The sequence below is a fragment of the Amycolatopsis sp. M39 genome (assembly GCF_001651785.1).
GTDB classification, from domain to species: Bacteria; Actinomycetota; Actinomycetes; order Mycobacteriales; family Pseudonocardiaceae; genus Amycolatopsis; species Amycolatopsis rubida.
The window spans coordinates 1-15,995 of the sequence record NZ_LWSF01000053.1; the positions used below are offsets into that span (position 1 = coordinate 1).

Consider the following 15,995-nt stretch of genomic DNA (forward strand, 5'->3'; position numbering starts at 1 on the left):
GACGGCCAGACCCCCTATGAGAGACTGCGCCAGAAGACACAGACCGAGCCTCGGCCATGTAATCGATCACCGTCAGCGGCACACATGCGCACTTACCTTTCTGGTTGACAACCTTCGGCGGAGGCGCCGTCCGTGAGAACTCTGCAGTCGGCTGCAGATGACGAGACGAGCTGACGGCGACACGCGGTCACGCCGCCAGCGTGGCTGCCCACCGTGTGAAGATCTTGACGTATCGCGGCGGGTCGAACTGGTGCATAATGTGCACGGCATCCGGTGCCGACTCGTAGTCGACCTTCACCCCTGCCGACTCCATCAACTGCCTGGCCCGGGCAGCCTGCTCGTCGGAGAGCGCTCCGATCAGGTTGCCGGTGTCCGGGTCGATGCCACGCATGTGCTGGGTGAGGAGTATCGGCGTCTTGACTTGGCTTAGCATCCGCTCGTGCGGCAAGTGCATTCCGACGGTGCCTTCCCAGAAAACCCGTGCCCATTCCGGGTCGTACTCCTGCATGTGCTGCGGGATCTCGTCCTCGGCGAAGTACCGCGCCACCTGCGACGACGAGGCGGCGGCCGCGCGGCAGTAGCCTTCCCAGTCGCCGACGTTCCACTGGTCGCCGAGGTAGGTGCGGAAGAGTTCGAACAGCGGGCCCGCCGCTTGGCGGATCGAGTGGCCGCACGTGGTGACGAGCTCGGAGGAGAAGAACCGGGCGTCCTCACACAATGCGCCGCGGACCTGCCCTGGCATCGAGTAGGCCGACAGCCACGCCGCGAGGACGCCACCGGAGGAGTTGCCCGCGACGACGACGGGGCGTTTCACCACAAGGGCGATGAACCGGACCAGGTCGTTGCCGAAGTTGTCGAAACTATACCGCTTCGGGGTCCAACTGCTGCGCCCTTGGCCCCGCAGGTCGACGGCGTAGACGTGGAAGTCCTCGGCGAGCAGCCGCATCGTTTCTTCGTATCCCCACCATGAGCCGGTCTGCTCGGGAATTAGTAGCACGGCGGGCTTGTCCGGCTCGCCGGCCTCGGCGTAGTTCATGGTGATCTCGCCGAGGTCGGCCTGCTGCTCGGGATAGGCGTGCGGGACGTAGACGTCGCGCAACGCGGGATCAGCCACCATTGCAGCTCCTTCTCTTTGGTCATGCGGAGTGGGCTCCGGTCATGAGTGCGGCGAGGTCGTCGGGGGCGAGAAACGACGGCGGAGGGGGTGGTCCCCACTGGTACAGCGACCGGGTGCCCTCCCACACGCCTGGCGTCCACAGGGCGTCGTCGATGATGCAGTCGATGTCGGAGTAGTACTCGGAGAAGTTTCCGGCCGGGTCCTTGAGGTACCAGAAGAAGTTGGACCCGATGGCATGCCTGCCCAGGCCCCACACGTGCCGTCGCGGGTCGGCCTCGAGCATGGCTGTGGCGCCGCGCCCCACCTCGTCGACGTCGTCGACCTGCCAGGAGGTGTGGTGCAGGAAGCCGACGGGTGCGCTCTGGACCAGCACGTTGTGGTGGTCGGTGGAGCAACGGAGGAACGCGGCGATCCCGGGCACGGTGTCGCTGATTTTGAGTCCGATCCCGTCGGTGAAGAAGCGTTGTGAGCTTTCCTGGTCTGTAGAGCCCAGCACGACGTGGCCCAGCTTCCGGGGACGGACCGGTCCGTCCCGCAGGACGGCATCCGCTCGTGCACCCGGCCGCGTCACCTCGCCCGGGCGGTTGTACGCCGGAGCGGGACTCGGGTCCGAGGCGATGCGTGGGGCGATTTCGACGTGAACCCGCACGCCGGTGCCGGGGTCGTTGGAGTCCACCGAGGCCGTTGACCGCTCGACCTCGACCCCCAATCTGTGCAGGCTGTCGGCGACTCGGTCGAGGTCGTCCGGGTCGTAGACACCGATGCCGAGGGTCGAGCAGCTGCCGGCGTGGTGCGTGTCTGAGCGTGAGCTGCTCGCCGCCGTCGAGGGTGCTGAAACGGCGGGTGTCCGCGCCACCGCCGGACAACGGTGTGAGCCTGAATTCGGTGTGGTACACGGCCGTGGCCGCGACGTCGGGCACGCCGAGGGTGATCGCGGTCAGTCGGTGCATGGGCACGGGTGCGCTCCTTCCTGCGCTGTCTCGCTGCTAGCTGCGGGCGAGCCGCTGCGGCTGCGTGATGCCGCAGAGGCGGCTGAGGTCGACGGTTTCGAGGTCGTGGCCGCGCCAGGCGATGTGCTGGTCCGGCCGGACGAGGAGGTAGTCCTCAGCCCAGTCCGTCGCTGTGGGGAACTCGAGCAGCGTCAATGGGACGCCCAGATCAGCGGCCCGCTCGGCGAAGGCGGCGACCGCCTCCGCATCGGCGTCCGGTGGCTGCAGCAGGGTCATTCCGCGGCCGAGATCGTCGTACAGGGCATGCCCGGGGGCGACCCACGAGTGCGGAAGTCGTGCTCCCGGCAGAGTCGTCGGCACATACCTCTGCACGCCGAGCTGTGGCGGGTCGTCCTCGCCGTCTCCGGCCATCACTGGCGAACCCGCGTAGGAGTAGCCCAGTACGAGCCCCAGCGAATGGAACTCCTCCGCCTTGGTCTCCTGGATCTTCTCGGCGGTGGTTGCCCGTTCCGGTCCGGAAGCCCGCAGATTGCGGACGGCCGAGGCGAGGGTGAGTTCGGCGACGCCGCGACGCTCGATTTCGTAGGAGGCCAGCAACCCGGGGCCGGCCCACCCCTGCAACACCGCGGCGATCTTCCACCCGATGTTGACAGCGTCCCCGACACAGGTGTTGAACCCGTGCCCGCCCAGGGGCGGATTGACGTGCGTGCTCTCGCCGACCAGGAATACTCGTTCCGTGGCGAACCGGTCGGCCAGCAGCATGCGGGGTGTCCACGGGTCGGTCGAGAGCACGTCGATCCCGAGATCCGCGATGGATCGGCCGGCAAGCCACGCGATCAGCTCCGCGGCGCGTTCGGTTCCGGCCGACTCACCGACATCCGCGAGGCTGACCCACCATGTCCCGTCGTGGTTCAGCGGGCCGACCACACCGGGTACGTCCGTCCCGACCACCCAGTAGTGCAGGGCCGCACCCGCTGCGGGCCGCAGGCTCGGCGCCCGGATGACCGCGTTGAGATTGGCGCGTGGAGCGGAGCTGCCGAGCAGCGTGGCACCGATGCCGTCCCGCACCGTGCTCCGGCCACCGTCGCAACCCAGCAGGTACTCCGAGACCAGCCGGTAGGTCGATCCGTCGGCGCGGACGATCTCGCAGGTCACGCCATCCGGCTGCTCCGTGAAGCCGAGCAGGCGCTCGCCGAGGCGGAACTCGGCGAGACCGGTACGTGCCAGGTGCTCGCGCAGGACGACCTCGACAACCGGCTGCACCACCTGCTGGCCCCGACTCGGCGGCGAGCCCGTGCTCTGCGGCGCTGAGGCCGAAGACGTCCTGGAACTCGGTGATCGGCTCGCTGGCGAGGGTGCCGCAGAACACAACACGGCGGCACCACGCGGGGGAAAGCGGAGCCGCTCGGCGTACCGCATCCGCGACGCCCCAGCGTCGGAACAGCTCCATCGTCCTCGCGCTCGTGGTCTTCGCGCGGGGCCTCAGGTGCGAGACCTCGCGGCGCGGCTCGACCACGACGGAGCGGATGCCGTTGTGGGCAAGCTCGCTCGCGGCGGCCAGCCCCGCGGGCCCGGCACCAGCGATCAACACCGACGTCCGCGCGTCGTCGTGCGGGTGAGTCATGGCGCTAGTATTCGAGCTGTGACCAGCGCCAAGCACCGGCGATTTCGATGAGCGGCACGCCAGTACGGACCTCGGGACGGCCGCTGCACGGTGAACCGATCCTTGAACGGGCGTTCCGGCTCCTGGGCGCCTTCGCCGAGGCCGGGGAGAGCCTGCCGCTGCACGCGCTCGCGACTCGGGCGGGTCTTCCGAAGAGCACCACGTCGCGGATCGCGAACCAGCTGATGGGTGTGGGCGCCCTCGAACGCCTCGACAACGGCGATTTCGTCGTCGGCCTGCAGCTGCTCGAGATCGCCTCGCTGGCTCCCCGCGGCCACGGACTGCGCGCCGCTGCGCTCCCGTTCATGGAGGACCTGCATCGGGTCACCCACCAGCACATCCTTCTCGCCGTCCGCGACGGCCACGAGGCCGTGCTCGTCGAGCGTCTGTCGGCCCGCGACGCGGCAGCGGTCAAGTACCGGGTCGGTGGCCGCCTCCCGCTCACCGAGACCGGCATCGGTGTCGCTCTGCTGGCCCACGCTCCCGAACAGGTGCGCGACGAGGCACTGGCCAGCGCGACCAACGCGGGCCACCTCCGTCGGCTCATGGCCGCAATCCGCCGGGAGGGCGTCTGTGCCATGACCGGGCCAAACCCACTACGCACCGGGCCTACCACGATGTCGACCGTCGCCGCCCCGATCCTGAACCGTCGCGGCGACTCCTTGGGCGCGCTGTCACTGGTCGCGCCCGACGAAGGCAGGACCCAGGTCGCCGCTCGAGTCGCGCTGCGAACGGCGAGCCTGGCGATCTCTCGAACAGCGGGACTCTGACCTGAGACTCCGCCGACTGGGAGATCGCCGCCAATGGTGCCGGCCTCCGTAGGCCGCCGTGTGGGTCGGCCGTAGGCCGGAGGCCCCGCCGGCTGGTGTGTCTGAGCGGCCGCCGCGGCCCGATAGTAGAAACGTAGTCGGGCTTGACCCCGGTTTGGTGGAGCGGGCGAAGCTGATCGACGCGCAGCATCGTGAGCGGCATCAGCGGCCGGTCTCGGCCGAGGTCTTGCGCAAGTCGTTGGGGGTCGGGGCGGAACGGTCCCGGGTGTTGACGCGAGTGGTTCGTGCGGATTGGCGTGAAGACATGGGTCTGACGCGTGGCGGGATCGCCTGACCGGTCCGGTTGCCTCGCACTGGTTATTATAAGTTACGACAGCCGTGCCTGGTTGGCTGCAGCTTCTGTTCTGACGTCTGCGGTGAATTCGGCGTTGATTCGTGCGTAGCGGTTCTCGTGTTCTGCTTCGTCGACGTCCCGGTCATCGTCGTCTTCGAATTCGACTTCGTCGTGGTAGAGCAGTTGGCAGCCGCGGAGTCCGTCGAGGAGGTCTTCGAGCAGGTCTTGTGCGGGTCGTGCGGGGTCGAGGAGGGTGATGCGGGGTTGGCTGGCGGCGCGCGGGTCGTGTTCGCCGGGTCGGCGCTGCTTGTTCCAGGCGATGGCGTCTGCGATGAGGTCGGGGAGGGCGTCGGGGTCGGCGATACGGCCCTCGGCGGCGGTCATCGCGGTCCGGATCAGGTCAAGGACGACCTCGCGCGGGGTTTCTCCGTCTTCGAGTCGTTCGAGGACGTGCGTGGGTGTTTCGACGGCGAGCGCTTCGATGCCGTCTGCTTCCCGCACGACGTCGGTGGGGTCGCATTCGGCTGCTTCGGCGGCGACGTCAGCAGCGGCTTGGAGCCAGTGTGCTGCGGCTACTGCGGCCGAGGTTGGGTCGAAGTGGGTGAAGAGCTTGTCGGTTCCGGTCGGGTGTTCGCGGAAGAGGTCGTCGGCGGCGTTGATCTGGAGCGGGGAGGCGTCGGCGCGGGTGAGGCACACGGCTTGTTTCGCTCGTCCGGACAGGTCTCCGCGTTCGGCGTGTTCGACGGCGTCGAGTTCGTTGCGGACGTCCGTGACCACGTGCTCGGTCGGTGCCGTGTCGCCGAGTCGGTGGAGTGCGCGTCCTACGCGGTGTGCGGCCTCTTCCACGCGGATGTAGGACTGGACCAGGTATCCGTTTCGCGGCAGGTTGGGGTTCGTGAGCGCGTCGACGACTTTGCCGATGGCGTCGCGCTCGCCTTGCCGTCGCCATCCCTNGGGTGTAGGTGCGCCAGAGAGCACCGGAGAGGCTTGTCAAGGCGTCCGCAAGGCCCAGCGCATGCTCCGGCTCGGCTGTCTCGGCCAGCCCGGCGACGGTGTCGGCGACGAAGCCGGCTCCCGTGTCCCAGGTTCTGATCAGAAGATGCCGCGTCTCGTCAAAGGCATAAACCGTCACGACGACGATGTTGCCAGGCTCAGCACGACCACGCCGCCGTTCTCCGGTCGTTCTCGCCTGGCGTGCGTGCACGGCGTGCTCAGGGGGGAGCGCATCTGGGCTGGGGATCACGGCTTGAGCCGGGGCATGCTTCCGGCGAGCCGGGCCAGTTTGCCCAGTCTCGAGGCCTTGCGAAGTTCGGCGACGGCGGGCGCGTTCGTGTTGGGCGACCTGAAGAACCTGACGCGGGGGTGACGATAATGCCGCTGATGCCGTGAACATGCTGAAGTCGTAGTTGTTGCCACCGGATCGCGTCGCAGCGCCCGTGATACTTCGTCCCAGCGCGCAAAGCTGTGTCGAGCGCTTCGAAGAGCGGCAAGACTGCTGCGTCACTCCCGGGCGATCCGTGTGATCCGGGTGCTCGTCGACGCCCTGTGCCGGTAGGTCAAGTCCTGTCTCATTTCAGGTCGAACTGTCGGAGCCATTCCGGATCCCCTGCGGCTACGGTGGCCACGAGTGCGCCGCTGAGCAGGATCATGTAGACGGTGAACTGCAATGCGCCTCCGTAGCGTTCGACGCCCTCGTTGAAGGTGACGTCGGGCGCGTCCGGGTGGCCGATCAAGCCGGCGGCGTAGGTCAGGTCGTCGGTGTCGATGCCCATGGTGTCAGACAGCCAGGTGACGGCGTCGCGGGCTTGTTCTGGGGTGATGTGTTCGCGGCTGCCGGCGAGCCATGCCATCAAGGTCGTTGTGACCGCGGCAGGATCGAGGTCGTCGTCTACGACAGCGGTCGGCGGGCCTTGTGTCGGATCTTCCAGCCAAGTGGAGATCCCAGTGCGCAGGCGTTTGGCGACTCGGGCGAGTGACATCTCGGAGACGTCGGGCTGGTAGCTGTCGCGAAGCTGCTTTGCTTTGCGTGCTCGTCTGCGCTGATCTTTGCTGGTCATCTCCTGAGGTTCTCACAATGAGGTGCCAGGCGGTGTGAACCGCAGGGGTGTGCGCCGTCGCTGGCTGTTGCGCGGTCGTCGTTGCGGCTGCCTGCCGCGGCTGAGCAACTGTCTGGCCACAAGAACGGTCGGCCGTGGTCGAGTCCGCCCTAACGATCATGCCAAGTCGACGACGAAGGCAGGGCCGCTACGCACGTCCAGATCGGACTTTGATCTTCCAGGATGGTTCGATTCCGCCGCGATGACAGGGCGTCGCAGGGTTGCACGGCGTGCGGGAGCGACTTGGTGATGTCGTCGTACAGCGTGGTGCTCTCGTGGTCTCATCGGAGATCGAGCACGCCGTGGAAACAGCCGTCGACGGGGCTCGGGCTGGATGCGCTGGTGTGGTGAAGGCATAGATGCCGCGATGGGGAAGCGGCGTGCTTTCCATCCTGTGGTTTGGACGTCGCGGCCGGGGCCGCGGCGGGGATGAGGCGCGTCTCGTCGAACATGGATATGCACCGGCCGAACGCGGCTGGTCGCTGGTGACGGTTCTCGAGGCCCGGGTTCGTGAGTGAGCGTGCGATCGCGCCCTGCGCGCCCGTTCGTACGGTGGTCGTACTGGTGTGGAGGACGACCTCGCAGCCGTCGACGGTGCCTCGGTAGACGGCAGGGCGCATCGGCGTTGGGCGGCCGCGGTCAGGCCGCAGGTCCAGAGCGCGTGCCCATTGGGCGATCAGCGCACCTGCGTCGTCGGTGTGGTGCTCGGCTGGATAGCCGGTCACCGGGCCCGGACGTCTCCGTCGCCAAGAGATAGTGGATCCGGCCAGCGAGGGATCGCGACGGAGCGCGCGGGCCATGAGCGTCCGCGCGAGGTGGGAGTCGGGTATCTCGTCCAGCGGCTTGAAAGGCACTGCTGCTCCTGCGTGATCCCGGTGCCGGCTACGCCGGTCGATCTTGCCGTAATCCCGCGAACACGATGGAGTACCCGGGCGGCGTCCGGAGCGACTGGTTGGTGCACGAGTGCCGGAAGCTGGCTAACCGGGTTGGCGGGTGGCGACTCGCGCGGTGTCGTCGTAGTTGCGGTGAAGGCACCAGGTCACGACGATCAGTTCGGCCGGGCCGCTCGGTCGCGTAGATGCTTCTTGCACGGCGAGTTGGCATCCGCCTCGGCTTCCCCGGTCCGAGTACTCCACTCGGCCGGACAATCGAGATGTTGAGGACTGTCCGGCTAGGAAGACCACGCCGTGCTGAGGCTCAGTCTGGTCGCAGATTGTTCACGCTTCGGGCACGAGCAGCGGTGCGGGCGTAACACCCTTTTCGTCCCTTGCGACTGCTGTTCAGCAGATGATCAAGCTGAGCTTGTCCTGGACTGGGCCTGGCGAGGAGGGGTGCACGCGTGCGGTTGAAGTCGATTCAAGCACGGAACTTCCGGTCGTTGCGCGATGTGCGTGTGCCGGTGCGGGAGTTCCTGACCGTCGTCATCGGGGAGAACAATGCCGGCAAGTCCAATCTGCTGGACGTGGTCAGGCTGGCGACTGACCCGCTCGATGGTCGACGGGACCGCTACTGGGACATCGACGATGTCGCACGGATGCAGGAGGTCGACGCGGTTTCGCTCGCTGCGACCTACGCATTGACCGCGCCGGAACAGCGAGGGTTGTACAGCCAAGGACTGCTCGACGACATGGCCTCGGTGCGCTACCAGGTCTCTTACGCATGGCCGGTCGGGACCGAGGTCCGGGGCAAGGTGCAGTGGACGGCCGGTGAGGGGCGGTCAACCGACCGCGACCCGGAGCCGGAAGCCCGCGGTCGACTTCGGCATGTCTACCTGCCGCCGTTGCGCGACGCTCAGCGTGAGCTGAACTCCGGTTCGGGGACCCGGTTGCGCGTCATTCTTCATTACTTGCTGGCCGATCTCGGAGTCGCCGAAGCCGATTTCGTCGGCGAGGTGCGCGAGACGTTGGACGAGGTCAGGACAAGTTCGCGGGCGGGCAAGGTCCTCAGCGGTGTCGAGACCGCGGTGCGCACGCCGCTTGCAGACGTCTCTGCCGGTGCCAGCCCGCAAGCCGCTGACGTGTCCTTTGCGGACCCGACGTTGCTCTCGATCGCCCGTTCTCTGCGCATCCGGATGAACGACCGAGGTCTGTCTCCGCGGGACATCGTCGGATCTGGCCTGGGATATGCGAATCTGCTGTTCATCGCGACAGTCATCGCCGAACTGCGCGCCGCTCAGGACCACGACCTGACGGTGTTTCTCGTCGAGGAGCCCGAGGCTCACCTTCATCCGCAGTTGCAGACACTGTTGATCGAGTATCTGCGCGACGCTGCGGAGTCCTCAGCCGAGAACTCCACGGCACTGGATCATGCCGGACGCGTCCAGGTCATCGTCACCACACACTCGCCATTAATCACGGCGTCGGCCGAGATCGAGGACCTCGTCGTTTTGAAGCGCAACCCGTTGCCGGTTGACAGTGAACAGCAACAACTAGGTGCCGCAGACGCTTCCTCCGAGAGCGCAGTGCCTCGTTCACGCGAGGTCTTGAGCTTGTTCGAGACGAAAGCGATTCCACTGGCCGAGCTGGACTTGGTCGGTGGCCAGGGCAAACTGAAGCGCTACCTGGACGCTACACGCAGCGCGATGCTGTTCGGGCCACGGGTCGTGCTCGTCGAGGGCGTCGCCGAGTCGCTGCTGCTGCCGGTCTTCGGCCGGAAAGTCCTGCGTCGTCCTCCGTCCACCCCGATCTTCCCGACAGCGAAGGATGACGCTGAAGCTAGCGAGCAGGCAGCCGCCGATCGTGCCCGGTGGGCTCGTTTTGTTGGCACCACGATCGTGGCTATCGACGGCGTCGACTTCGAACCGTATTTGCGGGTGTTGCTGACCGCTGTCGACGAAGGACGAATCGCGGAGCGCGTGGCAGTGATCACCGATGCGGACCCCACCGCCCCAGGGGACCGCAGAGCAGCCCTGACCAAACTGGCAGCCGACCTCGATGCTGCCGACAGGCTGAAGGTCTTCGTCGCGCAGCCGACCCTTGAACCCGAACTGCTCGTAGCCGGGCCTCGCAACGCGGACGTGATCGAACAGATCTTCAAGCTCCGGCGTCCGGTGGCTGGGCCGAAATCCTGGGAGAAGATCAAGGGGCTGTCGGATCGAGCTGCGCTCGACAAGGCGTTCCTCGCCGAGTTCAGCCAGTTGAGGCTGCGCAAAGGCGACTTCGCTCAAGACATCGCCGAACTGAGCGAACGTGGCGACGATTTCATCGTGCCCGGGTATCTAAAAGACGCGATCCTCTGGATCTCCGAGGACCGGCATTGACCTCGCTGGAACAACGCCGAGCCGCAGCTGTTCGGCACCAGCGGCGCGCAATCGAGCTGGCGGCACCGCTGTATGTGCAAGCCTGCCCAGGGGCAGGGAAGACCCGTGTCATCGTCGACCGGCATCTCAGCAGTCCGCGCCGACCCGGCCGCGGCAGAGCGGTTGTGTCCTTTACTCACGTCGCCTGTGACGAAGTCACCCGGCGGTGCCGCGAAGCGGGGCTTCCGCAGCTCGCTGCCTTCCCGAACTTCGTCGGCACCATCGACACGTTCATCTGGCGGTACCTCGTCCGGCCTTTTCTTGACTTTGGCCGGACCTGGAACAGGATTGACTCCTGGGACCGCGTCAACGCCACGGTTGCCGTGTGGGATGGAGAAATCTCGCACACCCTGCGGCTAAGCGACTTCCAATGGAGCCGTGAGCCCGGCGCGGATGAATGCCAGGCGAGTTTGCAATTCAACACAAGAAATGCTCGTGCTTACCGGACCCTGGAGAAAAAGAACCTGCTCGACGCCGCGGCACGGCGCGCTGTCGATCAGCGCAACAAATTGGCGTTGCAGGGAAACCTCACCGGTCACGAAGCACGCATCCGCGCGCTGCGCAGCCTGCTTCAGCGACCAGCAGACGTCGCCAGCCTCGTGGCGGGCCGTTTCGACGAGATCGTCATTGACGAAGCCCAGGACTGCTCCGCGCTCGACCTGGCCATCCTCGCCGAACTGCGCGACGTCGGCATCCCGCTGGTGTTCGTCTGCGATCCGGACCAAGCGATCTACGAGTTCCGCGGCGCACAACCCGACCGCGTCCGCACGTTCGGCGAATCCCTGGGCTCCCGCATCGATCTTGCGGGCAACTGGCGAAGCAGCCCAGCGATCTGCGCGCTCGCCGCAACATTGCGTCCGGCATCTGCCGCCAGGCCGATGGACGACCCGGTGGGACCGAACCATGACGAGCAGGCCGAGATCCTGCTCATCCCAGTGGAGAAGTCCAACACGACACCCCCGCTTGCCGTGTTCAACGACTACGCCGACGAGAAGGAGATCGCCGCAGAGCGACGGCTCGTGCTGGCCCACGCCGCAGCGAAACTGCCCACGACAACACAGAGCACCGCGCCGGCAGCGCCGGCTAACAGAACTGCGCGGGCCGGATGGGCTGTTCGAGTGGCCGGCTCCGAGACCGCATACGCCACGCTGCGTGACACGGCCTACGAGATTCTGGAACGTGCCATCCTCTGCTACTGGTACACCGACGCGGACATCGAGAACCGCACCATCGCGGTAGCTTGCGAGCAACTTGGCATCGACCGGTCACGGCTCCGGCACCTGGCGGCGTGCATGGCCGCTGCGCTGCCCGCTCCAGGAGAGCCCCCGTCGACTGGCTGGTGTACTGCTGCCAACAACTATCTGAGAACCGCCCCGCCGGTTCCCGGGATGACTCGCCGCGACAACCGCGGGAGTCTTCGTGGCAGTGGCTCTGGTGCCACCGCGAAGGAAACCAAGCAAGATGCTGCCTCGGAGCCGAGCGTCCGGACCCGTGCGCGTGTCATCCACCAAGTCAAGGGTGAGGAAGAGGAAGCCGTCCTCGTCATCGTGCCCGACGACAACCGTGCCGACGTGCTCGTCCGAGGCTGGCTGTCCGGACACCACACCGGGGACATCGCTGAAAGTCTTCGCGTGCTCTACGTGGCTGCAACCCGAGCACAGCGACTGCTCGCATTAGCGCTGCCCTCCCGACACTGCGACGAGATAGCCAAGTGGCTGACAGCCAGGGACGTGCCGGCCCAGATCGCCGCGGAGATCAAAGACTCCAACGTCGTCGCCGATACAGGATCCGAGCGGAGAGAGTGAAATGTTCGAGCGCAATGTCGAATTCCCGATGGCTGTCGCGAGCTATGACGACGGCGGGTTGAATGCCGCTATCGATTGAGCGATCGCGCGAGAGTCTATTGGGGTGCTCCCTGCCGACTGAGGTTCACCTCGGGCAGTGGGACGCCGAGTTGGCATGGTGGGGCCGCGACGCTTGACTTGCCGGTGGCGAGCGAACGATGTCCATGGGGTTGTCACCAGTCGTCAGTGAGCTCGTCGTGAGCCGCGATCTGAGACGGCCGGATCAGATGCTGCCGCGGCACTCGTTGGAGATGCAGGTTCGGGTCGGCCTGCCAGCGCAAGCCGGCATCGTCGGTGAACCGAACCAGTACCGCGGCTGCATAGGTCGAGGTGTTGTAGGGGAAGACAAATTCGGTCCTGTCGTCGATCATCATCAGGTCGCAATGGCCGCTCTGGACCGTGCCGCCGACGCCGAATCCACCACTGTTCGGGTAGGTAGACGGAATGAGCCGATGGTAGGCGGATGCCGGCTGAGCTTTGGCGTGATTGATAACGATCCCTGCGGTTACCTCGCGAATGGGCCGGTCGGAGTCGTTGACGACGAGCGCCGCGAACACTTGGTCGCCTTCGCTGATGGTGGCGTCGCGGGGCGGCCTCTCGGAAGGAGTGAAATCGATGGTGATCTTTTCCGCCTGCCGTCGCTCCCAGATTTGTGCCTGCTGGTCGAAGTCGCGGAGCTGCCGGTCTACGAGTTCGTCGCGTTTACGGTTGCGCTCGGCCTGGGCTTCGACTGCCCTTTGCTGGTTTGCGAGCTGTCTGCGTTGCAACGCCAGTTGTCGTAATGCGGCGGTGGCTGCGCCGGTGCCGCCGAGCGCGGCGACCCAGGTCGGCACGTCGCCCCAGTGGACAGTCATCGCGACATCGTAGTGCCGCAAGTTGGTTGGTGGGGTGGACGTCGTTCGTTTACGCTGGCGGGAATGAATGCTTCTAGATGTACCGGCCTCGTGAGCCAATGAGCGCCGTCGGTTAGGGGGTGACGGTGTCGTCGTCGAAGTCGTCGAACGCAAGCTGCTGGGCTGCCCCAGGCCTGCGGTGGGGGTCGGTGAGATCGCGGATGAATCCGCGATCTCGTTCGAAACGATGGACGAGGCAGCGTTTGGCGATACTTTTGTCGAGGTCGTTGTCGACGACAATCACTTGATATGTCCGCGTTCCTGCGCCGTGGCGTTTCTGGACGTCGTCGAGGTAGTCGAGGAATCGTTCGTACACGCGGTGTGCGAGCGCTTGGTCATTGCTGTTGGACCCGAAGTTCTTCTGCGGGGAATCGATCGCCAGGAACCCGGGCAGCTGTGCGGTTGACCGCTCCATAGTGTAGCGGAGCAAGGCAAGGCTGTACCCGATACTGACTGCCGAGCGGGCTCCTCCCCCGCGCGAGAGGAATTTTTGGTCGTCGACGATGGGAAGGAGCGTGTCGGGGTGGATTTCGGCACGGCCCGTGGCGTTGGGCAAGCCGATGCCGCGGATGATCGAGCGAAACGCCAGGTTCAGTTCGCGGACGACGTCGTCCAGGTTGCGGACGTCCGCAGGGTTGAGAACGGCTTTCCGCTGTCGTTGTTCTTGCTCCGCCCGTAGCTGCTCGATGCGTTCGCGCTGCTGGTCGACTCGTACGTGTGCAGCGTCGAGCCGGGTGAGGCTTCCCAGCGACGCCTGGATCCCCGCGAGTTCGGCTGCGGCGGCGCTGACCTGGCCGACGTAGGGCGACGCGGTGTCGTAGGTCGAGGTGTCCAGGTGTCCGCGCAGCTGTGTTCGTGCCGACAGTGCGTCGGACAGGTGCCGGTGTGCGCGGCGGGCCTCTTCTCGTTCATGCTTCTCAGTGGCGACCGCGCGTTGATAATCCTCGACGAGATGTCGGCGTTGCTCGGCGTGGTCCATGCCGGGGATGAGGTTGCGGCACAGGTAGCAGGTTCCAGCAGGTGCTGGCGACAGCGGACTGCCGCACTCGGGGCAACCGGGCTGAACCAGGCTGAGTGTGGGCTCGGCGGCTGGAGCGGTTTCCAAGTCGGTGAGTCTTGCCAGCGCTTCTTCCGCGTCGGCGACCGCGTCGCGAGCTTTTTCGAGAAGCCGCAAATGCTTGTCGTAGGCTGTCTCCGCGGCGGCGTGCTCGGTGGCTGCGCGCTCGAGTCGGCTCTGTTGTTCGGTGCCGACGCTGCTTGCCTCCTGAAGGCTTGACCTGGCTCGGTTGAGCCGGGCGATTGCGGCGGCTTCTTCGCCGCGCAGTCGCGCGATCTCGGTGCGGACCGCGTCCCTCTCGGTAGCGTGCGTCTCGTCGAGGAACTCGCTGATCGTCTTTTCTTTCGCGACCATCTGCCGGATGGCGATGTCGTGTTCTTCGATCTCGCCGAGCTTGTGCTCGTGTTCGGCAGTGGTCAGCTCGAACAGCAGCCGCAGGACCTGGACCCGGGCCTTGTTGTGTCTGGCCGAACGGATGATGTGCCGATCGATGTCAGGTTGGGTGAGATAGCAGTAGGGCAGCAGGGAGTTCGCGAAGTCCAGCTGTTTGCGCCCGGTCAGCCGGACCGCCGCGAACATATCGGCCAAACCGAGTTGCTCGAGGATCCACTCCGACAACGTTGGCGTGCGCCCTGTCGTCGTGATCGGAAACGGCCCTTCCGGTGTGCCGGCCTGGTCGAAGACCTCCACCTGATCCGGGTTGCCGCGGTACCGGCACAGCGTGAATATCGGTCCGCCGATCCTCGCTGTGAGTTCGACTGCAGTCAGGTGATAGTCTACCGCGCCCCTGAAGTCGATCTCACGCCCTAGCGCGTACGCGATGGCGTCGAGCAGCGAACTTTTGCCGGTGTCGACCGGCCCGATGATCGCCACCATCGGCGCGTCGAGGTCATACGGTTCCTGCCAACCAGCGGCAGTCTTGATCCGCAACCGCTGCATGGTCAGCACGATCGACAAAACGGCCCACCCCTCGATGCAGTTGGGACGCCCAGCCCGATCTTCACGCAGGCCAGTCCCGCGTTCCACGCAAGCAGAATCCGACGGGGCGCACAATCGGCCAGACGGGGCCGGCGGGCGAGCGGTGTGTCGCGTCACCGGCGTAAATCACGGTATGTAGAATCACGGACGAGAGAATCCTGATCCGGTGAAATGGAGGTGTGCGCATGGCCAAGACCAGCGAGAATCCCGCGGACGCCGTTGCCGCCGACGTCGACCGGATCGCACGGGCGGTCAAGCAAGCTCGCGAAGCTGGCGCGGTCGCGGCGGTCCCGGCTCGGTTGCTGAAAGCTTGCCAACGCATCGTCTCTCTGGGTGACGCCGACAATGCTGCCGCCTCGGGCTCCAACCAAGTCGGACGCCGCTCTCCGGCACGCACCACGTCGGGAGGTTCCCTCGGCGAAGCAGGCACCGGCCAGACGGCTCAGCCGCAGGCGGGTGACGCCGGGCAGATGGCTCAAAATGTGCCGCTGCGGAGGATGATCTGGCTGGTCATCGAACCGGGAGAGGAATTCAACGTCGCCACCGTCGTCGAAAGACTCCAGCGGCGTGGTGCGGCCTGGCCCGCCAACAAAGTCAGCAACGCTCTGGGGTACTGGGTGGAACGCGGCCGGCTGCACCGAGTCCGGCACGGCGTTTACCAGGTTCCCGCAACGCTCCCGGCCCCCGACTTCGAGGACCGGGCGTCCGCTCGGCGCGATCAGCGCGCCGACGCGAGCAGTCGTGGCGTGAATGCGCCGCGAGGGAAGGAGTCTTACCGTGATGGTCCGTCGGAGTCGCACGAAAGGCGTGCGATGTAAGCCGAGATGTGCTTGCGCCAACCAGGCGCTTACGACAAGGAGCCCCGGTGCACCGGGCGGCAACCCGGGCGGGGCTCCTCATCACATCAAGTCCCCTGCAAAGGACCAGACTCCATTCAAGGCTAACAAGTGAGGTTTCCCCCGGGAGCCGGTCACCGGGTTTTATGCTGCGTGGGT

General features: G+C 66.0%; 11 protein-coding genes and 1 pseudogene. 5 read left to right on the forward strand and 7 right to left on the reverse strand.

From position 1 onward, the window contains the following. Positions 1-187: 187 nt before the first annotated feature. The 4 genes and pseudogenes from A4R44_RS44885 to A4R44_RS52930 all read right to left on the reverse strand — a co-directional run. Positions 188-1,117: an alpha/beta fold hydrolase gene (locus tag A4R44_RS44885; protein WP_067595723.1), complete on the reverse strand. Its 930-nt coding sequence runs from the start codon at positions 1,115-1,117 to the stop codon at positions 188-190. 19 nt (positions 1,118-1,136) lie between these two features. Next, entirely contained in the window at positions 1,137-1,973 is an 837-nt protein-coding gene (locus A4R44_RS44890; RefSeq protein ID WP_232792078.1) for a VOC family protein, read from the reverse strand. A gap of 130 nt (positions 1,974-2,103) precedes the next feature. Beyond that, on the reverse strand, positions 2,104-3,486 hold the full coding sequence (locus tag A4R44_RS44895) for an FAD-dependent monooxygenase (protein ID WP_255366235.1): 1,383 nt from the start codon (positions 3,484-3,486) through the stop codon (positions 2,104-2,106). After that, positions 3,479-3,691 (reverse strand): annotated as a pseudogene (locus A4R44_RS52930) (FAD-dependent monooxygenase); the annotation flags it as partial. The gene A4R44_RS44895 and the pseudogene A4R44_RS52930, both read right to left, overlap by 8 nt. Before the next feature lie 47 nt (positions 3,692-3,738). Between A4R44_RS52930 and A4R44_RS44900 the strand changes: the two are divergent. Further along, entirely contained in the window at positions 3,739-4,500 is a 762-nt protein-coding gene (locus A4R44_RS44900) for an IclR family transcriptional regulator (RefSeq protein ID WP_067595724.1), read from the forward strand. Between the two features lie 1,349 nt (positions 4,501-5,849). Beyond that, the gene (locus tag A4R44_RS49820) at positions 5,850-6,200 is read left to right on the forward strand and encodes a hypothetical protein (protein ID WP_198545689.1); all 351 of its coding nucleotides are present in this window, start codon (positions 5,850-5,852) and stop codon (positions 6,198-6,200) included. 202 nt (positions 6,201-6,402) lie between these two features. On the opposite strand, the gene A4R44_RS44910 is transcribed toward A4R44_RS49820, so the two are convergent. After that, positions 6,403-6,891, reverse strand: a complete 489-nt coding sequence (locus A4R44_RS44910; protein WP_198545688.1) for a hypothetical protein — start codon at positions 6,889-6,891, stop codon at positions 6,403-6,405. Positions 6,892-8,269: 1,378 nt separating this feature from the next. Between A4R44_RS44910 and A4R44_RS44915 the strand changes: the two genes are divergently transcribed. After that, the gene (locus A4R44_RS44915; protein ID WP_067595727.1) at positions 8,270-10,189 is read left to right on the forward strand and encodes an ATP-dependent endonuclease; all 1,920 of its coding nucleotides are present in this window, start codon (positions 8,270-8,272) and stop codon (positions 10,187-10,189) included. Continuing rightward, entirely contained in the window at positions 10,186-12,033 is a 1,848-nt protein-coding gene (locus tag A4R44_RS44920; protein WP_157905175.1) for a UvrD-helicase domain-containing protein, read from the forward strand. The genes A4R44_RS44915 and A4R44_RS44920 overlap by 4 nt, the downstream gene beginning before the upstream one ends. A 212-nt stretch (positions 12,034-12,245) precedes the next feature. On the opposite strand, the gene A4R44_RS44925 is transcribed toward A4R44_RS44920, so the two are convergent. Further along, complete coding sequence (locus A4R44_RS44925) at positions 12,246-12,926, reverse strand: hypothetical protein (RefSeq protein ID WP_157905176.1); 681 nt, start codon at positions 12,924-12,926, stop codon at positions 12,246-12,248. Between the two features lie 112 nt (positions 12,927-13,038). Beyond that, positions 13,039-14,979: a hypothetical protein gene (locus A4R44_RS44930; RefSeq protein WP_067595733.1), complete on the reverse strand. Its 1,941-nt coding sequence runs from the start codon at positions 14,977-14,979 to the stop codon at positions 13,039-13,041. 200 nt (positions 14,980-15,179) lie between these two features. Here A4R44_RS44930 and A4R44_RS44935 point away from each other — a divergent pair, with 200 nt between their 5' ends. Then, the gene (locus A4R44_RS44935) at positions 15,180-15,818 is read left to right on the forward strand and encodes a hypothetical protein (RefSeq protein ID WP_232792079.1); all 639 of its coding nucleotides are present in this window, start codon (positions 15,180-15,182) and stop codon (positions 15,816-15,818) included. Positions 15,819-15,995: the final 177 nt, after the last annotated feature.